This is a genomic window from Pseudoalteromonas marina, assembly GCF_000238335.3.
Taxonomy (GTDB): Bacteria; Pseudomonadota; Gammaproteobacteria; order Enterobacterales; family Alteromonadaceae; genus Pseudoalteromonas; species Pseudoalteromonas marina.
Genome location: NZ_AHCB03000012.1, coordinates 710457 through 728006 on the forward strand (window position 1 = coordinate 710457; position 17550 = coordinate 728006).

Here is a 17550-nt window from a genome sequence, read left to right on the forward strand (position 1 = left end):
GTACATTTTAAAATGCCTATGTTAAAGCGCATAACTATAAAAATATAATAAGGAATCCGAAATGTTCGATACGGTAGTAAAAAGTGTAAATAACCTTTTGTGGGGAGAAGGTCAGGTACTCATTTATATTTTACTTTTCACCGGCGTATGGTTTTCTGTGCGTTTAAAAGCAATTCAAATAGTTAAATTTAAGCATATGTTTAGCCTATTAAAAGGCAGCAGTAAATGTAATAAAAACGATATTTCGTCATTTCAGGCATTGTGTACAGGGCTTTGTGCTCGGGTAGGTACTGGTAATTTAGCCGGTGTTGCAGTCGCTATATCGCTTGGTGGCAGTGGTGCAATATTTTGGATGTGGGTCATTGCTATATTGGGCATGGCAACCGGATTTGCAGAAAGTATATTAGGCCAAGTGTATAAAATTCGCGATAGTAACGGCGAATTTAGAGGTGGCCCTGCGTATTACATTCAACAAGGGCTGGGAAGCCGTGCCTTTGCAATTGTATTTGCCGCGTGCTTATTTTTGGGGTACGGGTTTACTTTTAGCGCAATGCAAACCAATACGATTACTGATGCACTAAACTACGCATTTGAAGTCCCCACGTTTTACTCCGGTATTGTTATTACAGTCCTTGCAGGCTCAATTATATTAGGCGGCTTTAAAGCCATTGCCCGGTTTGCAGAGCGCGTAGTGCCCATTATGGGCATTATTTTTGTATTAGCCGCCGTTATTATTACCGTTATAAATTTTACTCAAGTACCGGCCATGCTTAAAGATATATTTTTGTCAGCCTTTGGATTACAAGAAGCGGGAGCAGGCGCGATGGGGGCTGCAATTAAAAATGGTATTCAACGCGGTTTATATTCTAACGAAGCGGGCGCAGGGAGTGTTCCGCATGCCAGTGCAAGTGCTAGCCCCATTCCTAATCACCCTGTAACACAGGGCTACATACAAATGCTTGGTGTGTTTTTCGATACAATCGTACTTTGTAGCTGTACAGCCGTTGTTATTTTATTAGCCGATATAGACATAAGCGGCGAAATGGAAGGCATACGTTTAACACAAAGCGCTATGACCGCGCATTTGGCTCAAGGTGGCGTGTACTTTGTAGCTGCAGCCATTACGTTATTTGCCTTTACTTCGGTGGTAGCTAACTACGCCTACGCTGAAAGTAACTTACATCTATTTAAGCTTGATAACAAAGTAGGGCGTGGTATTTACACATTACTATATTTATCAATGATGTTGTGGGGCGCATCGGCCACATTAAAAGAAGTATGGGATTTAGCCGATATTGCGTTAGGGTTAATGACAGTCGTTAACGTAATCGCTATCATACTGTTAACACCTACTATTTTGTCGGTAACGCACGATTACCACACGCAAAGAGACAAAGGTATAGAGCCCGAATTTAAGGTAAAAGATGTAAAAGTTCAGGGAAAATGCGAAGACGGCATTTGGGATTAATTCATGTATTTTAGCTAACTTTAACTACAAATAGCGGTTTTATGGCAGCATAAAACCGCTTTTTAATTTTGCATAACTATTCACATTTGTAGCGCGTTAAAGAGTTTAAAATACATATATAAAAGGTAAAAATACAGACATGATCGACATTGTCGCAGGGAAGAACGCAGCAAAAATAATAAACGAGCAAGGCTTTAAGCCTGAGCTATTTACTTCATTTTTAGGCGCAAGTGGTGGGCCTAAATGGTTTACTTTATTTGGATTAGACAAATATATTTTTGGTGAATTTTTTAAAAACCGAACCCAACCGCTTAATTTAATTGGCTCATCAGCAGGGGCTTTTCGTTCAGCCTGTTTTGCACAAAACGACCCGGTTGCCGCCATTGAGCGTTTAGCAACATCGTATTCGCAAACGCGTTATTCAAGTAATAAACCAACACCAGCCGAAATTACAATTAAAGCCCGCGCATTACTTGAAGATGTATTTGGCGATAACGGCGTTACCGAAATAATAAATAACCCCGTATTTAAAGCACATTTTATAGTCGCTAAATCTAATGGCTTTATAGCCAGCGAAAATAAATTAATTCAGCTATTAGGTTTATCAAAAAGTTACATGCTTAACAGAATTAATCGAAAATTATTAGGCTCGCAGTACGAGCGATTTATTTTTGGCGCGCCAAATAGTAATTTATCAATAACCGACAGTTATAATTTTAAAACGCAAAACATAGCACTTAACCAAACAAATTTAAAAGATGCCTTACTTGCATCCGGCTCTATACCGCTTGTTATGCAAGGTATAAAAAATATTGCAGGCTCGCCACAAGGCATGTATCGCGATGGCGGAATAATTGATTACCACTTTGATGTAAAAATTAATAACCCTGGCTTAATTTTGTATCCGCATTTTAATAGCGACCCAAAAGCAGGGTGGTTTGATAAAAACTTAAAACGAAAAGTAGCACCACACAATTACGACAACGTGGTGATGATCACCCCATCAAAAGAATTTGTAGCCGGTTTACCTTACGGCAAAATCCCAGACCGAAACGACTTTACCGATCTTGATGCCGACACGCGTATTAAATATTGGAATACTGTGTTTAGTGAAACTGAAAAATTGGCTGAAGCTTTTGATAAAGATTTGGATACGGCTAAGTTTGATTTTAAACGGTTCTAATTTTTCATGTTACTGACAACTGACAACTGACAACTGACAACTGACAACTGACAACTGACAACTGACAACCTATAAATTACGTTATGTTAAATTGTATTGTTAATAATAAAGCGAGCGTGATTATACAAATCAGCCCGCTTTTAGGAGAGTTATTAACGGTTAATTTAGCTCAGAATCTACCCAAAATTTAGTCCCTTTTAGAACAGCTTGTAGAGCAAGTCCATTTTCGGTTACAGAATATACAGTAACTTGGTCTGCAATGGCTTCGGCCACCAATGCTCCACCTTTATCTTCGTATTTTGCTGCAGCATCTGCGTTCCCACCAAATGCCCAACCGTGTTCAATAAATCTATTTACTGCTGCTTGGGTATGAAAAACCATAACTACATTAAAATCTTTAACGCCTAAACCTAACCCTAAACCAGCTTCACCCATGTTCATGTAAGTAGATTTACCTGTTAGGTTATTTTTTACTACGCCATAACCACCACCAAAACTAGCAAGAATAACGTTAACATTCGCGTTATCAAAAACAGCATAACCAGCAGAGTTTGTTATTTGCGTTTTAACATCTGGCTTTTTAGTATAAAGTTTACTAAGTGTGTTACTTTTCATACTTTGAACTAAAGAACGTTTTTCACTAGGAGATGCACTACCGGTAGTCGCACAACCTGTAAGTATTAACGAGAGTGTAAGTAAAAATAATATACTAACTTGTTTCATAACTTTTCCTTAATAAGGTTTGGCATGGCCATTTAAGCATAGTCTAAAATAAACAGTTATTTACTATGTCCAATACTAGACAGTATCGGACTTAAAGGTTATTCTGTAACTAACTTATTTAATTGAATATTTATATACTATGCTTGTTGCGTTGGTCGATACGTTAAAACAATTAAGATATCAAATTGCTCATCTTGATGACGGTACTCTTAATTCGGAATACCCAGAACTTTCAACCTTTATACAGCAAGTTGCCTTGACTGTAACTGAATCAGAATCGGATCTTAAATTTTTATATCAATTTTTATATGTCTATGGCCGAAAATCAGAAGCAACATACAGTCGATTTAGAAACGAACTTGAACGGTTTTATTTATGGTCGTGGTTAATTGCCGAAAAGTCAGTATTCGAATTAAAACGTGAAGATATTGAAGCCTATGTTGATTTTATGGTTGAACCCGATAAAAAGTGGGCATCGACTTCTGTTCAGTGGCGTTATAAAGATGAGCAAGGGATTCGCCGATTAAATCAAAATTGGCGCCCTTTTATGCTTAAAGAATCTACGGCTAGCCAACAAACATTGTCGGCTATGTTCACAGCGCTTAATGTATTTTATAAATTTTCATTACTTGAAGAAAAAACGTTTGCTAACTTTGTACCAGTAGTGAAAAAAAATAGCCCGTATTTAGTTGTGCAATCTCAAATTCAGATCCCAGACACATTAAGCGATATACAATGGGAGTATGTGTTTGGAGTAACTCGCGATTTATGTGAACAAAACCCAGATTTAGAACGAAACTTATTTACCCTTGCGTGTTTAAAGGGATTGTATTTAAGAATTTCTGAATTATCTGAGCGACCTCAGTGGTCACCGGTTATGTCTCACTTTTGGCAAGATAACGACGGCTTTTGGTTTTTACGAATAATGGGTAAAGGTAACAAGCTACGAGATGTTACGCTAAGTGATGATTTTGTTGAATATTTAAAACGTTATAGATTATACCGAGGGCTGCCTGCCCTTCCCCGCGTTGATGAAGCCGAGCCACTGGTTCATAAAATTAGAGGCCAAGGTGGTATGACTGTCAGGCAAATTAGGCGTTTAGTTCAACAAAGTTTTGATTATGCGCAACAATCATTGTTGGATGATGGTTTTAAAGATGATGCTGAACAATTAGGTGCAGCAACTGCCCATTGGCTGCGTCATACGGGAGCAACACACGATGCGCAAACGCGGCCACTTAAGCATTTATCTGAAGATTTAGGACATGCAAAAATTGCGACCACCGATCAAATTTATATTCAAACAAATATTAAAGAGCGAGCAAAATCCGGAGCTAAAAGGAAAATTTAATGACCTACTTAGTGATAGCGTTTATAGGCGCTTTGTTTTTAATATATTCATTGACGCTTCGCCAACTAGAAAAAACAGAAGTAACTGGCCCAATGTTTTTTGTTATTGGCGGTATTACATTAGCCAATTTAGTGCCCAATAATGGCGGTGAGTTAAAAGCGGGCGTTGATTTATTACTGCCGTTTATAGAATTAACTTTGAGTATATTTTTATTTTCGGATGCGGCTAAATCTAAACTAAGTGTATTAAGGCATAGTTTTCAATACCCTGGCTTATTATTATTTGTTGCCCTCCCCTTAACATTATTACTGGGAATAGCAGTTGGCTTATTTTTGTTTGCTGAGCTTTCGTTAATTCAAGCGGCATTAATTGCTATTATTTTAACGCCAACAGATGCAGCACTTAGCAAAGGGTTACTATCAAGCGGTCAAGTGCCCGAAAAAATTCGTGAAGGTATCAATACCGAAAGCGGATTAAATGATGGATTATGTGTACCCGTATTTTTAATATTTATTTTATTGGCAAAAAATCCTGAGTCAGCAATAACTACCTCTCATGTAGTGAGTGTATTTTCAAGAGAGTTAGGTATTGCATTACTTGTTGCTATAACGAGTATTTCGATTTTTATTCCGAGTTTAAATTTTGCAATGAAGCGGCATTACTTTGCTCAAAACACTAGCCCATTTTTGTTATTAGGTTTTGCAATGGCGGTATTTTCTGTTACCCAATATTTGCATGGCAGTGGTTTTATTGCTGTGTTTGTAGCGGGTTTATTGTTTGATAAGTTTTCAACTAAAACAGTGCGTACTGAATTAATAGAAGATTCAGAACATATTGCTGACTTTACGTCTCTGATGATTTGGTGTTTGTTCGGTTATGCATGTGCTTATTTAGTATTGCCAAAATTAAATTTTGAAATAGTAACGTATGCATTATTAAGTACTACATTGATAAGAATTATACCTGTAATGTTGTCACTACTTTTTACATCTTTAAATTTAAAAGAGCGTTTTACTTTTGCATGGTTTGGGCCAAGAGGATTGGCCTCAATTGTATTTACTCTTATGGTGATTGATGAGCAAATAGAAAATAAATTTCAGATTGCGAGCATTGCCATGACTACAATTTTGTTTAGTGTATTTATTCATGGCATTAGTACAAAACCGATTGCTGATAGTTTTAAAAATGCAAAGTAAAATAAAAAAGGCGTAACTAAATTTAAGTTACGCCTTTTAAATATGTTTAAAAAAATTTTTAACTTAGTACATGGGCAAGTAATTCGATAGGATGTTTAGGCTTAAACTTTTCATAGCGTTTTACTTGGCTACGGCACGAAAACCCAGTTGACAAAAGTTGCTCTGATTTAGTTTTATCAACTATGGGTTTCCAACTCATTTCGTAAAGTGCGCGTGAGTTATCTTGATTTTGTGCTTCATGTCCGTAAGTACCCGCCATACCACAGCAACCGGTATTAGTTGTATTTAAAGTTAGTCCGATATCTGTAAATATAGTTTTCCAAACATTAGCTGCTTTTGGCAAAGATGTAGTTTCTGTGCAATGACTTAATAATGTAAATTCAGTTTCATTATTATTATTTGCAGTTAGCCCTTTAAAAGATTGCGTTTCTAACCATTCGTGAGCAAGTTGTACGTTAAAATCGCCGCGGTTATTTTCTAAAATTGTATTGTATTCATCGCGATAACACATAACCAAAGACGCATCTAATCCTACTAGTGGCGCATTAATATCGTTTAACTGATTTAAAAATTCTGCGGCATTTTTGGCAGTTACTTTAAATTCGTGCAAAAAACCTTTTACATGTTGCGGTTTACCATTGGGTTTAAAGGGTAACAACATTGGTTTTTTACCAAGTTGAGCAATTAAGGTTATAAAACTTTCAACTAGTTCGGCTTCATAAAAGCTGGTGAACGGGTCTTGAACTATTAAAACATATTCACTTTGTTGTTCGGCAGTTAAACTATTTAAAAATTCAAAATTAAATTGCTGTGCTTTGTTTATCCGATTTGCTAGTGACGGAATGCTCAGTTGTGGTGTATCAACATAACCCACCGTGTTTTTAATTATGCTGCTAATAAATTTTGTTTTAACGATTGGATTTATTATTTTACCGAATTTAGCCATAAGTGGCGCGCTACTTTCAATGTTACCCACTAAGTAGTCTTTGAGTGGGCGCGCATAGTAACTGTGATAATAATTTAAAAAGCGAGCTCGAAAAGTAGGTACATCCACTTTTATAGGGCAAGCAGTTGTACATGCTTTACAGGCTAAACATTCATCCATAGATGCTTTTACTTCGTGTGAAAAATCGTAAATGCCTTTCTTTTTTTCGCGGCTATGTACAAACCTTTCCCACCAGGTAATTACTTCACCTTTATTCAATTCTTTTTCTACGCCCAGCAGATCTATGCTTTTAGATTCTTGAAGGCGAAGCCATTCACGCATTAAACTGGCTCGCCCTTTTGGTGAGTTACGGCGATCGCCGGTTACTTTATACGACGGACACATTGGCGAGTTTTCATCATAATTAAAACAAATACCATTTCCATTACAGGTCATGGCGTTGTTAAAACTCGTTTTAACGTCGATGGAAATTTGTTTGTCGAACCACGATCGTTTTTGCCCATCAACACTAACTAGTGAGTCTTCACTATCGATAGGTGTACATATTTTACCAGGGTTTATTCGGTTATACGGGTCGAACGCTGTTTTGATTATACGCAGTTGGGTAAATAAATGTTCGCCAAAAAACTCAGGCCCATATTCACTTCGGTAGCCTTTACCATGTTCGCCCCACATTAAACCGCCATACTTAGCTGTGAGTTTAACCACTTCATCTGAAATGGTACGTAATAATTTTTCTTGTTCAGGATCACACATATCCAGTGCGGGCCTTACATGTAAAACACCAGCATCAACATGGCCAAACATACCATATTGTAAATTATGACTGTCGAGTAAGGCTCTAAACTCAACGATATAATCGGCTAAATTTTCAGGCGGTACTGCAGTATCTTCTGCAAAGGCCAATGGCTTTTGGCTGCCTTTTACGTTTCCAAGTAAACCAACTGACTTTTTACGCATTGCGTAAATTTTTAAAATGTCACTTTTATCATTTGTTAGCTGGTAGCCTATTACACCATTGGTTTGATTGGCTACACATTCATCTAACAATGTACAAAGCGTGTCTACTTTGTCTTTTATATCGTCGGGTGATACTGCATTAAACTCAACCATGTTGAGCCCTTGCATATTTTTATTTGGTACATCAGTTATTAAGTCCGATACTGAATGCCAAATGATATCTTCGCGGGCTAGGTTTAATACTTTGCTATCGACAGTTTCAACTGAAGTTGCACGGGCATCAACCAAAAATGGAGAGTGTCGAAGTGCTGAATCAAAGCTATCGTACTTAATATTTATAAGTGTTTTAAATTCGGCAATCGGTGTAAGGTTTAATTTTGCCTCGGTGACAATACCTAGTGAACCTTCTGAACCTGTTATTAAACGGCTCATATCAAAAGTAAGTAAGTCATCACTTAGGACATGCTCTAAGTCATAGCCGGTTAAAAAACGATTTAACCGAGGAAACTTATTTAAAATAGCATCACGTTCATCAATGGCTATATTAAGTACAGTTTTATATATTGTGCCAACTAGCGTGTCTTGCTCTGCAATTATTTTTGCTTTTTCGACGTTTATTGGAGCGGTACTCATTGGTGTACCGTCTACTAAATAGGTTGTAAGGCCTAAAACATGATCACTTGTTTTACCGTAAACAAGTGAACCTTGCCCTGATGCATCGGTGCTGATCATACCGCCTATAGTTGCACGATTACTGGTAGATAAGTCGGGAGAAAAGAAAAATCCATAAGGTCTTAAAAAGTCATTTAGCTGATCTTTTATTACGCCAGTTTGAACCCGAACCCACCCTTCATCGACATTAATTTCGAGAATTTCACGCATGTAGCGTGATAAATCAACAACGATACCTGGTGTTAAAGACTGACCATTAGTGCCAGTTCCACCACCGCGCGGTCCAAATGTTAATGATAAAAAAGGGTCCCGTGATGCAGTTTGCAAAGCAAGTTGAATGTCTTTTTCGTTTTTGGGAAAAATGACACCTTGAGGCAATTGCTGGTAAATACTGTTATCGGTTGAAGCGGTAATACGTGTTGCATAACTTGCATCGGTATCACCGGTAAAGCCTTGCTTTTGTAATGTATTTAGGTAATTTGCGACAAGGTCTGACGCGGCATCTTGCTGAGTAATTGTTGCGATCATAACGGCATACTTTTAGACATTTGGTTAATTATATCATGCTGATTGCTAATAGAAATTGAAGAATTTACAGTTTGTAACACTCTTTTAGTCGATTTAAGCGCTGCTGTAATTATAATCAAGTTAACTACATGAGAGGTCATTTATATGAAAAAAATTGTATTACAGATCATGGGTGCGTTATTTATTTTATTAGGATTAATATTTGCGGTTGTACCGGGTCCATCACTTATCTTTTTTATGGCTGGTTTATTGTGTTATTCGTTTTATTACCCAAAAGCGCGTTATTATTTGACCCTTTGCCAAAAAGCACTGACTAAATCGTGTCAGTATTTAGATAAAAAATTATCACGCAGTTAGAATAAATTGACCAACAAAAAAGCCAGCAATATATGCTGGCTTTTGCATAGTTATAACAGGTTACTAAGCTAATTTTTTAGCTAAGTATAACCAAGTTTCGATTACTGTGTCTGGATTTAATGATACAGAGTCTATACCTTGGTCAACTAACCATGCAGCAAAGTCTTCGTGATCTGAAGGACCTTGTCCACAAATACCTACATACTTTCCTTTTGCTTTGGCTGTTTGAATTGCCATAGAAAGAAGCTTTTTAATTGCAGGGTCACGCTCGTCAAATAAATGAGCAATTAAACCAGAATCTCGGTCTAAACCTAGTGTTAACTGTGTTAAATCGTTAGATCCAATTGAAAAACCGTCAAAGTGCTCTAAAAACTCTTCGGCAAGTAATGCATTTGACGGCAGCTCACACATCATAATTACTTTAAGACCATTTTCGCCACGTTTTAGGCCATGCTCTTCTAGTAATTCAATTACGCGTTTACCTTCTTCAAGTGTACGTACGAATGGAATCATGATCTCAATGTTAGTCATGTCCATAGTATTGCGTACACGCTTGATTGCTTCACACTCTAATGCAAAACAGTCGCGGAAGTCTTCTGATATATAACGTGCTGCACCACGAAAACCAATCATTGGGTTTTCTTCTTCAGGTTCGTATTGTTGGCCGCCAACTAAGTTAGCGTATTCGTTCGATTTAAAATCAGACATACGAACAATTACTCGCTCGGGAGCAAACGCACAACCTAGCGTAGAAATACCTTCAACAAGTTTTGAAATATAAAACTCTACTGGTGAATCGTAACCAGCAATGATGTCGGTTATTTCTTCTTTAAGGGCATCTGTTTGTGCGTCGAAATTTAATAATGCTTTTGGATGCACGCCAATCATACGGTTGATGATGAATTCAACACGTGCAAGGCCAACACCTGAGTGTGGCAAACGTGCAAAGTCGAATGCGCGGTCCGGGTTACCCACGTTCATCATTACTTTCATTGGTAGGTTTGGCATTTCGTCAACACGTGAAGTAAGCACTTCAAAGTCTAAAATACCTTCGTAAATGAAACCAGTATCGCCTTCGGCACATGATACAGTAACTTCTTGACCAGCTTTGATTAGGTCGGTTGCATTGCCACATCCTACAACTGCAGGGATACCCAGTTCACGAGCAATGATTGCTGCGTGACATGTGCGGCCACCACGATTTGTAACAATCGCTGCTGCACGCTTCATGATAGGTTCCCAGTCTGGGTCGGTCATGTCGGTAACTAAAATGTCACCAACTTGCACTTGATCCATTTCATCAATCGAGTCAAGAACACGAACAACACCGCTACCAATTTTATGACCAATTGCACGACCTTCTACAACAACGTTACTTGAACCGTTTAACTGAAAACGCTCCATTACATTTGTATCTTCGTTTGAACGTACAGTTTCTGGACGAGCTTGTACTATATATAGTTTGCCGTCGTTGCCGTCTTTTGCCCATTCGATGTCCATTGGACGACCGTAATGTTTTTCAATGATTACAGCTTGCTTGGCAAGGTCTTGTACTTCTTCATCTGTAATCGAAAATTTGTTAGAAAGTTCAGGGTTTACGTCAACTATTTCTACTTGTTTACCATGTGCTTTGTCGTTTGAATAAATCATTTGAATGGCTTTAGAGCCAATATTACGACGCACTACAGATGGCTTATCTTTTAGTAATGTTGGTTTATGTACATAAAATTCGTCTGGGTTAACAGCACCCTGTACAACCATTTCACCTAAACCGTAGCTTGAGGTTACAAATACAACATCTTCAAAGCCAGATTCAGTGTCGATACTGAACATAACGCCTGATGCTGATTTATCAGAGCGTACCATACGCTGTATGCCTGCTGATAATGCAACACCACGATGATCGTAACCTTGGTGAACACGATAAGAAATTGCACGGTCGTTAAACAAAGATGCAAATACATGCTTTATAGCAACCATAACCGAATCGATACCAACAACATTTAAAAATGTTTCTTGTTGGCCTGCAAAAGATGCGTCTGGCATATCCTCAGCGGTTGCTGATGAACGTACAGCAAATGACACATCAGCTGATGTGTCGCCATGAAGTTGGCTGTATGCATCGCGAATGGCTTGGTCTAAATTTGGTTGGAATGGTGTATCGATTATCCATTGGCGGATATCGGCACCTACTTTGGCGAGTGTATTTACATCATCAACATCAAGTGTATCTAAGATGTCATGAATTTTGGCATTGAGTCCTGATTGGTCTAAAAACTCATTAAAAGCATCGGCGGTTGTTGCGAAACCACCCGGTACTTGTACACCAGCATTAGCTAGGTTAGAGATCATTTCACCAAGAGAGGCGTTCTTACCGCCAACTCGAGGAACATCTTGCATACCAAGCTCTTGATACCAGAGAACGTATTCTTGCACGGGTCTTTCTCCAAAAAACAAATTGTAGTTGAAACTGTGAGAGTTAAGAAAGAAAACCTTTTATAAAGGCCACCTTCATTCTACACTGGCAACAGTCCTCGCGTAAACCGTGAGTAACCCATTTTAGGGATTAAAAGTAACAAAAAGGTTAATTATGAGAACTGCATTTTATATATCTGATGGAACAGCAATTACATCAGAAGTGTTTGGGCATGCAACGTTATCTTTGTTTCCAATCGATTTTAATCACAAAACTATTCCTTTCGTAGAAACAGAAGAAAAAGCACACGAAATTAAAGCGTTAATAAATGCAACAGCTGCAAAAACGGGTGAAAAGCCCTTTGTGTTTTTTACATTTGTGAATCACAGTTTGAGCGAAATCATAAAGTCAGCGGATGCTATCCCATATGATTTTTTGACCACGTATAGCGAAAAAATTGAAAAAGAATTACAGGTTGCGCCTGTACCAAAAATGCATCGTACACACTCTATACATGAAAAAAGTTATGACTTTAGAATAGACGCGGTGAATTATGCTTTAATGAATGACGACGGCGGCAATATCAAAAACTTTTCCGAGGCTGATATTATTTTAATAGGTGTGAGCCGAAGTGGTAAAACCCCAACGAGCTTATATTTAGCGTTGCAATATGGCATAAAAGCAGCAAACTACCCTATTACGGAAGAAGATTTAGAAAGCGAAGGCTTACCGAAATGTTTAGTACCTTATAAACATAAATTGTTTGGTTTAACTATTGACCCAGAGAGACTTGCTGCAATTAGGCATCGACGCATGGCCAACTCTAAATATGCATCTATAAGGCAGTGTCGTATTGAAGTACGTGAGGTTGAAATGCTTTACAAGCGTCATAAAATTGCCTACTTCAATTCAACCCACCATTCTGTTGAAGAAATTTCTGCAAAAATATTGATGGATACGGATTTAGAACGTCGTAAGTACTAACTTAGTTAAATATTTACGCCACAAAAAAGCCGCTGTTAAGCGGCTTTTTTTATGTGTGAGAGTCTTTATTTACGTGCGTCTTTTAATAAATCAGCAACTAAAAATCCTAGCTCTAATACTTGGTCTGCATTAAGACGTGGGTCACACTGTGTTTTGTAGCGTTGTGCTAAATCGTCGTCTGATAGACCATATGCTCCGCCGGTACACTCTGTAACATGCTGACCGGTCATTTCTAGATGAACGCCACCTGCATATGAACCTTCTGCTTTGTGAACAGAGAAAAACTGGCTGATTTCGCGCATTATATTGTCGAAATTACGCGTTTTGTATCCAGAAGTCGCTTTTTCAGTATTGCCATGCATTGGGTCTGAACTCCAAATTACCTTACGCCCTTCTTGTTGTACTTTACGTACGAGTGCTGGTAATTTCTCTGGCAGTACATCTGCCCCCATGCGTGTAATTAAGGTTAATCGTCCTGGAATATTGTCAGGATTCAATGCATCAATTAGGCGGATTAATTCATCTGGGTCCATACCAGGACCTACTTTTACACCAATTGGGTTTTTAATTCCTTTAAAAAACTCAATGTGTGCGTGGTCTAATTGACGTGTGCGCTCACCGATCCAAACAAAATGCGCTGAACAGTCATACCAGTCGCCTGATAAGTGATCGCGTCGAGTTAGTGCTTCTTCATAGCCCAATAACAATGCTTCGTGAGATGTGTAGAGATCTGTCTCTTTAAGGCTTGGTGCAATGGTCGAATTAATACCGCACACTTCCATAAACTCTAATGCATCTTGAATTTTATCAGCAAGCTGTTGGTACTTTTGCTTTTGAGGATTGGCGGCTACAAACCCCATGTTCCAGCGATTGACCTGGTGTAAATCTGCAAGGCCACCTTGTGCAAATGCACGTAGTAAGTTTAATGTAGCTGCACTATGGTGGTAAGCCGTCATTAAACGTTGCGGATCGGGTATGCGGGCTTCAGCTGTGAAGTCTATGTTGTTAATTATGTCGCCACGGTATGATGGAAGTGAAACACCGTCAATAGTTTCTAAATCAGCAGAACGTGGTTTTGCATACTGTCCAGCCATACGGGCAATTTTTACAACTGGGCATTTACCGCCGTAGGTTAAAACTACAGCCATTTGTAAAATTGTTTTAAATGTGTCGCGAATGTTTGCTGCATTAAAATCACTAAACGATTCTGCACAGTCTCCACCTTGAAGTAAAAATGCTCGGCCTTCACATACATCTTCAAGTTGCTTAAATAAACTACGAGTTTCTTCTGCAAAAACTAACGGGGGTGCAGTTTTTAATTGGCCTTCAACAGATTTTAACACGTCTTGATCTGGGTATTGTGGCTGCTGCAGTATTGGCAGCTCTCTCCAGCTATTTGGGTTCCACGATTGCATATTCTTTCCTCATTCCTACTTTACCTGATGTACTGAAATTAACGTATGCACGTACCTCTGTTCAAGCACTAAATTCACTATTTACTAATTATTTTGTTATGGGCTAGTTATAAACACTAATTAACAACTTTCAATATGTGTATATTTCATAAATTAGCTTAATCAAACTATTATTAAAACCATTTATTATCAGTTAATTACACCTATAAATGTTAATTTCAAAGAGTTCGAGAACACTAAGCTTAATACCAGATATTATATACAGAATAAGAGGGAACACATCATACTTAATTTGCATCAATTGTAACCTAAACTTTACAGTAAAATTTAAAAAATTATAATCATGAGGATTGTATTTATATCTATATATGCTAATGAAGCACAACCAAGTTTAAGCGGCCGACCTATAACATTAATAATATCTAATATAAATAGTAGCTTATATGTTAAACACCAAAGAACACATCATACGAAATTTATAATAAATATTAATCTTGGCTACAGAAAATTAGTAAAAGGCTAGCTATCAAGGCAAAAGGTTAGTATCATTTCTAGTTAGAGTAAGATGTGTTCTTGGTGTGTGATGGTCTCCAAAATAAAAATAAGAAGTCAGTTTGATTTAATGAGTGAGCTTACCTCATTGTTAATTGATGAACTCAAACAATGTGAATACTCAAAAGCTGAATACTATAAATTGCCTGAGGTTCTTACTAGTGAAGAAAATAATGTCCCGCAAAGTATACCCGTTTCAAAACTAGCGGGAGATAATGCCCAACGAGCTATTCTTAATTCATTTACTGATATGTATACAAAGTCAGGGTTAAGCAGCCGAGTACTTAAAAGGCACCCTGGTTTGTTAGTTATAAAAAATGCTAATAAACAGGCACTCAATGATAGGATTAATCAGGTTAATAAAGCTAAAGCAGCATTTAAGGAATGTATTCTAAGTATTGATAACAACGACGCTCGTTTTGAAGCTGTTCATAATGCAGTACCAAATTTAATTACTTTAGCTGCATACAGAAAAATACACAGTGAGAGTGAATCACCTTTTTCTGTTAGATTTACATGGATGCACAAACATGCAACTAAAACCCTCACTAAAAAGATGGCTCTTGAAATGTTGAGTAAATCTGCAGGTTATACAAATCCAAGAATGATCGATCAGCAAAAGTGGCAATCTCTGGTCGCTCAAGAACAAATGAGGATTGCTAGCTTAGGTGAAAAGGAAAAACTAAGAATAAGACGCCCTACTCGAGTTAGTCCTCAAGTAAATATCAGATACACTGCACAAAATCGTTACCACGTTAGTGCTGCATTACCATTTATATTAATAAACCCAGAGCCCGATGTTAAAATAGGAACCTTACCAGATTACGAAAAGCCAGATAGTCATCCTCGAAAACGAGATTATGATTTTCTGGTTGATAGGCTTTACCTTGAACAAGTAACAAATTAATTATGTTAAAAAGGCCACATTTAGTGGCCTTTTAGTATTTGTATAACAAAGATAAATAAAAAACTATTTTTCGACTATTTCTTCTATTTTATCTTCATCTATTAAAACGGCATTTTCAACTATGCGTTTACCGCCTTGAATCTCTATACGTTTGTTATGCTTATTCAATGTAAGTATTTCATCACAAAACTGATCTGACGGATGCATTTCATAGGTGTAATCTATAATATTACCGGTCTTATCGTCTTTAACATTGGTAATGCTGTATTCTGAAATGGCACCCTTTTCTATAAGGTCTTTCATGGTAGTTGTCATATCACGACGTAATGCTTTTAATTTGTTTTCTGTTATATTGTCGGTTGAGTATATCGAACCATATTTTTCCATAATAGAAAGTAATCTAAAATGATATGTTTTACCCGGTGCCGCGTAGCGCCATAAGTGATACAAGCGCAACATCATCCAACGTGATAAACCACGCTTTAGTTCTTGTGCACTGTTAAAATAATAACCTTTATATTCTAAGTTATCGATCATGTTATGAACGAAAGCATTTAAACAAGCAACACATTTAACATTACCGCCCTGACCTTTTTTCCCACTAAAATGCAAAGACGATAAAAAATTCATATTTGACTCGTAGAATGAATCATCAATATCTGAATTTTTAGTATCTGTTGCAGAGTATTTAAATGATAGTTTTGACCCTTGAAGTGCTTCAAGTGATTCTTTAATTGCAGGATATGGCATGGACTGACCAACGGCTTTAAGTTCTTGTGCTAATTCGTTCATCGAAAAAACAACGGCATATTGAATACCGGACTTAAAATTTATTTTTACTATTTTACCTTTTGAGGCTAAACGGATAAGAGCTCGTTCTACTTTTTCTTCTCTATCTGATGGCCATACTAGGTATTCAATATCTTCACCGTCTTTGCGGGTACTAACAACGGCGGGTGTTATTTTTATTTCGCCATCGTATAAAATACCATCTACTTTTTCTGATATTTTACGTGTAATGATTGTTTTTTTAGGCGCTTCTTCTAATGGAAGTTTTTTATGACCCGAGCGAACAAAACGTCCCCATAAATCGTAATGATTAAATGTATTTGAATAGGCACGTAAACCATGAGCTGCATTCTCAATAGAAATGCGAACATCTTTGTTATCTGTAAATAGTGCTAAACTTTCATTATCAATTGCACTTTCCACCCCGTGAATTTGGCCTCTTAGTGTATCAGGCAAGTTATCTACCGAGATGTTGACCTTTCGGCTCATTGTTCTTATTTCCATTTATTATTGCGACAGCTAATAACAACACATAAAACAAAAAAAGTTAAATGTTTAAGTTAGTATAAAAGTGATCTGGCTCTAATTAATCTACTCAGATCAGTTTTATACTAAGTACTAGCATTTTTCTTTAATTTAAGATCATTATTATACTAACACGTGCATTTCAAATCTCATTTTTACTAACTCAGTTATAAATTTGTCCACTGCTATGCTAAATTTAGACTGCAAAGCACGACAAATTTGCTCTTTTTCATACTAGCCTGTGGATAAGGACTTAGTTAGTTAGCATAGATCTGATCTGTACTTACTACAGATCAGATCTATACCAATTGATACCTGCTTTTTCTACATTGAACGGTGCATAACATTCTAATTTACTTAGTAAAAGCATGATCTTAATCGACCTATTTGTTTATAACCTTAAGGGTAAGCTGTGCATAACTATAAAATTTATTTAGCAGTTAATAAAATGCTGATCTGTTAGTTATTAAAGATCTGATCTTAACCACGTATAATGCTGATCTAACTTTTTATAGTTTATTTATATTTATCATATAGTTAAACTACACTTTTAAACTCTTAACCTTTATTACCTTATA

At 37.2% G+C, this 17550-nt stretch carries 12 protein-coding genes; 7 read left to right on the forward strand and 5 right to left on the reverse strand.

Annotation, left to right across the window (positions count from 1 at the left end; translation table 11 throughout):
• Positions 1-61: 61 nt before the first annotated feature.
• Both PMAN_RS19020 and PMAN_RS19025 read left to right on the forward strand, forming a co-directional pair.
• Positions 62-1468 (forward strand): alanine/glycine:cation symporter family protein, encoded by a 1407-nt coding sequence (locus PMAN_RS19020; protein ID WP_006794782.1) that lies wholly within the window; start codon positions 62-64, stop codon positions 1466-1468.
• Between the two features lie 139 nt (positions 1469-1607).
• On the forward strand, positions 1608-2651 hold the full coding sequence (locus PMAN_RS19025; protein WP_010556168.1) for a patatin-like phospholipase family protein: 1044 nt from the start codon (positions 1608-1610) through the stop codon (positions 2649-2651).
• A gap of 159 nt (positions 2652-2810) precedes the next feature.
• Here PMAN_RS19025 and PMAN_RS19030 read toward each other — a convergent pair whose 3' ends face one another.
• Positions 2811-3374, reverse strand: coding sequence for a lipid-binding SYLF domain-containing protein (locus PMAN_RS19030; RefSeq protein WP_010556167.1), 564 nt, complete (start codon positions 3372-3374; stop codon positions 2811-2813).
• A 139-nt stretch (positions 3375-3513) separates the two neighbouring features.
• On the opposite strand from PMAN_RS19030, the gene PMAN_RS19035 reads away from it, so the two are divergent.
• Together PMAN_RS19035 and PMAN_RS19040 are read left to right on the forward strand one after the other, a co-directional pair.
• Positions 3514-4725 carry a tyrosine-type recombinase/integrase gene (locus tag PMAN_RS19035; protein WP_010556166.1) on the forward strand — a complete coding sequence of 404 codons (1212 nt, stop codon included), beginning with the start codon at positions 3514-3516 and terminating at the stop codon, positions 4723-4725.
• Positions 4725-5921 (forward strand): cation:proton antiporter, encoded by a 1197-nt coding sequence (locus tag PMAN_RS19040; RefSeq protein ID WP_010556165.1) that lies wholly within the window; start codon positions 4725-4727, stop codon positions 5919-5921. The genes PMAN_RS19035 and PMAN_RS19040 overlap by 1 nt, the downstream gene beginning before the upstream one ends.
• Before the next feature lie 58 nt (positions 5922-5979).
• On the opposite strand, the gene ydiJ is transcribed toward PMAN_RS19040, so the two are convergent.
• Positions 5980-9027, reverse strand: coding sequence for a D-2-hydroxyglutarate dehydrogenase YdiJ (ydiJ, locus tag PMAN_RS19045; protein ID WP_010556164.1), 3048 nt, complete (start codon positions 9025-9027; stop codon positions 5980-5982).
• 144 nt (positions 9028-9171) lie between these two features.
• On the opposite strand from ydiJ, the gene PMAN_RS19050 reads away from it, so the two are divergent.
• Positions 9172-9384 (forward strand): PGPGW domain-containing protein, encoded by a 213-nt coding sequence (locus PMAN_RS19050; protein ID WP_010556163.1) that lies wholly within the window; start codon positions 9172-9174, stop codon positions 9382-9384.
• Positions 9385-9447: 63 nt separating this feature from the next.
• Here the strand turns inward: PMAN_RS19050 and ppsA are convergent, their stop codons facing one another.
• Positions 9448-11820, reverse strand: coding sequence for a phosphoenolpyruvate synthase (gene ppsA / locus PMAN_RS19055; protein ID WP_010556162.1), 2373 nt, complete (start codon positions 11818-11820; stop codon positions 9448-9450).
• Between the two features lie 154 nt (positions 11821-11974).
• Between ppsA and ppsR the strand changes: the two genes are divergently transcribed.
• Entirely contained in the window at positions 11975-12784 is an 810-nt protein-coding gene (ppsR, locus tag PMAN_RS19060) for a posphoenolpyruvate synthetase regulatory kinase/phosphorylase PpsR (protein ID WP_006793240.1), read from the forward strand.
• Between the two features lie 65 nt (positions 12785-12849).
• Here ppsR and PMAN_RS19065 read toward each other — a convergent pair whose 3' ends face one another.
• Positions 12850-14199 carry a class II 3-deoxy-7-phosphoheptulonate synthase gene (locus PMAN_RS19065; RefSeq protein ID WP_006793241.1) on the reverse strand — a complete coding sequence of 450 codons (1350 nt, stop codon included), beginning with the start codon at positions 14197-14199 and terminating at the stop codon, positions 12850-12852.
• A 583-nt stretch (positions 14200-14782) separates the two neighbouring features.
• Here PMAN_RS19065 and PMAN_RS19070 point away from each other — a divergent pair.
• Complete coding sequence (locus tag PMAN_RS19070) at positions 14783-15658, forward strand: DNA replication terminus site-binding protein (protein ID WP_010556161.1); 876 nt, start codon at positions 14783-14785, stop codon at positions 15656-15658.
• A gap of 63 nt (positions 15659-15721) precedes the next feature.
• Here the strand turns inward: PMAN_RS19070 and PMAN_RS19075 are convergent, their stop codons facing one another.
• Complete coding sequence (locus tag PMAN_RS19075; protein ID WP_006793243.1) at positions 15722-16936, reverse strand: hypothetical protein; 1215 nt, start codon at positions 16934-16936, stop codon at positions 15722-15724.
• Between the last annotated feature and the right edge of the window lie 614 nt (positions 16937-17550).

Excerpts from the sequence above, each read along its gene's own strand:
- PMAN_RS19020 (WP_006794782.1), top strand. The coding sequence starts at position 62 with ATGTTCGATACGGTAGTAAAAAGTGTAAATAACCTTTTGTGGGGAGAA.
- PMAN_RS19025 (WP_010556168.1), top strand. The coding sequence starts at position 1,608 with ATGATCGACATTGTCGCAGGGAAGAACGCAGCAAAAATAATAAACGAG.
- PMAN_RS19030 (WP_010556167.1), bottom strand. The coding sequence starts at position 3,374 with ATGAAACAAGTTAGTATATTATTTTTACTTACACTCTCGTTAATACTT.
- PMAN_RS19035 (WP_010556166.1), top strand. The coding sequence starts at position 3,514 with ATGCTTGTTGCGTTGGTCGATACGTTAAAACAATTAAGATATCAAATT.
- PMAN_RS19040 (WP_010556165.1), top strand. The coding sequence starts at position 4,725 with ATGACCTACTTAGTGATAGCGTTTATAGGCGCTTTGTTTTTAATATAT.
- ydiJ (WP_010556164.1), bottom strand. The coding sequence starts at position 9,027 with ATGATCGCAACAATTACTCAGCAAGATGCCGCGTCAGACCTTGTCGCA.
- PMAN_RS19050 (WP_010556163.1), top strand. The coding sequence starts at position 9,172 with ATGAAAAAAATTGTATTACAGATCATGGGTGCGTTATTTATTTTATTA.
- ppsR (WP_006793240.1), top strand. The coding sequence starts at position 11,975 with ATGAGAACTGCATTTTATATATCTGATGGAACAGCAATTACATCAGAA.
- PMAN_RS19065 (WP_006793241.1), bottom strand. The coding sequence starts at position 14,199 with ATGCAATCGTGGAACCCAAATAGCTGGAGAGAGCTGCCAATACTGCAG.
- PMAN_RS19070 (WP_010556161.1), top strand. The coding sequence starts at position 14,783 with ATGGTCTCCAAAATAAAAATAAGAAGTCAGTTTGATTTAATGAGTGAG.
- PMAN_RS19075 (WP_006793243.1), bottom strand. The coding sequence starts at position 16,936 with ATGAGCCGAAAGGTCAACATCTCGGTAGATAACTTGCCTGATACACTA.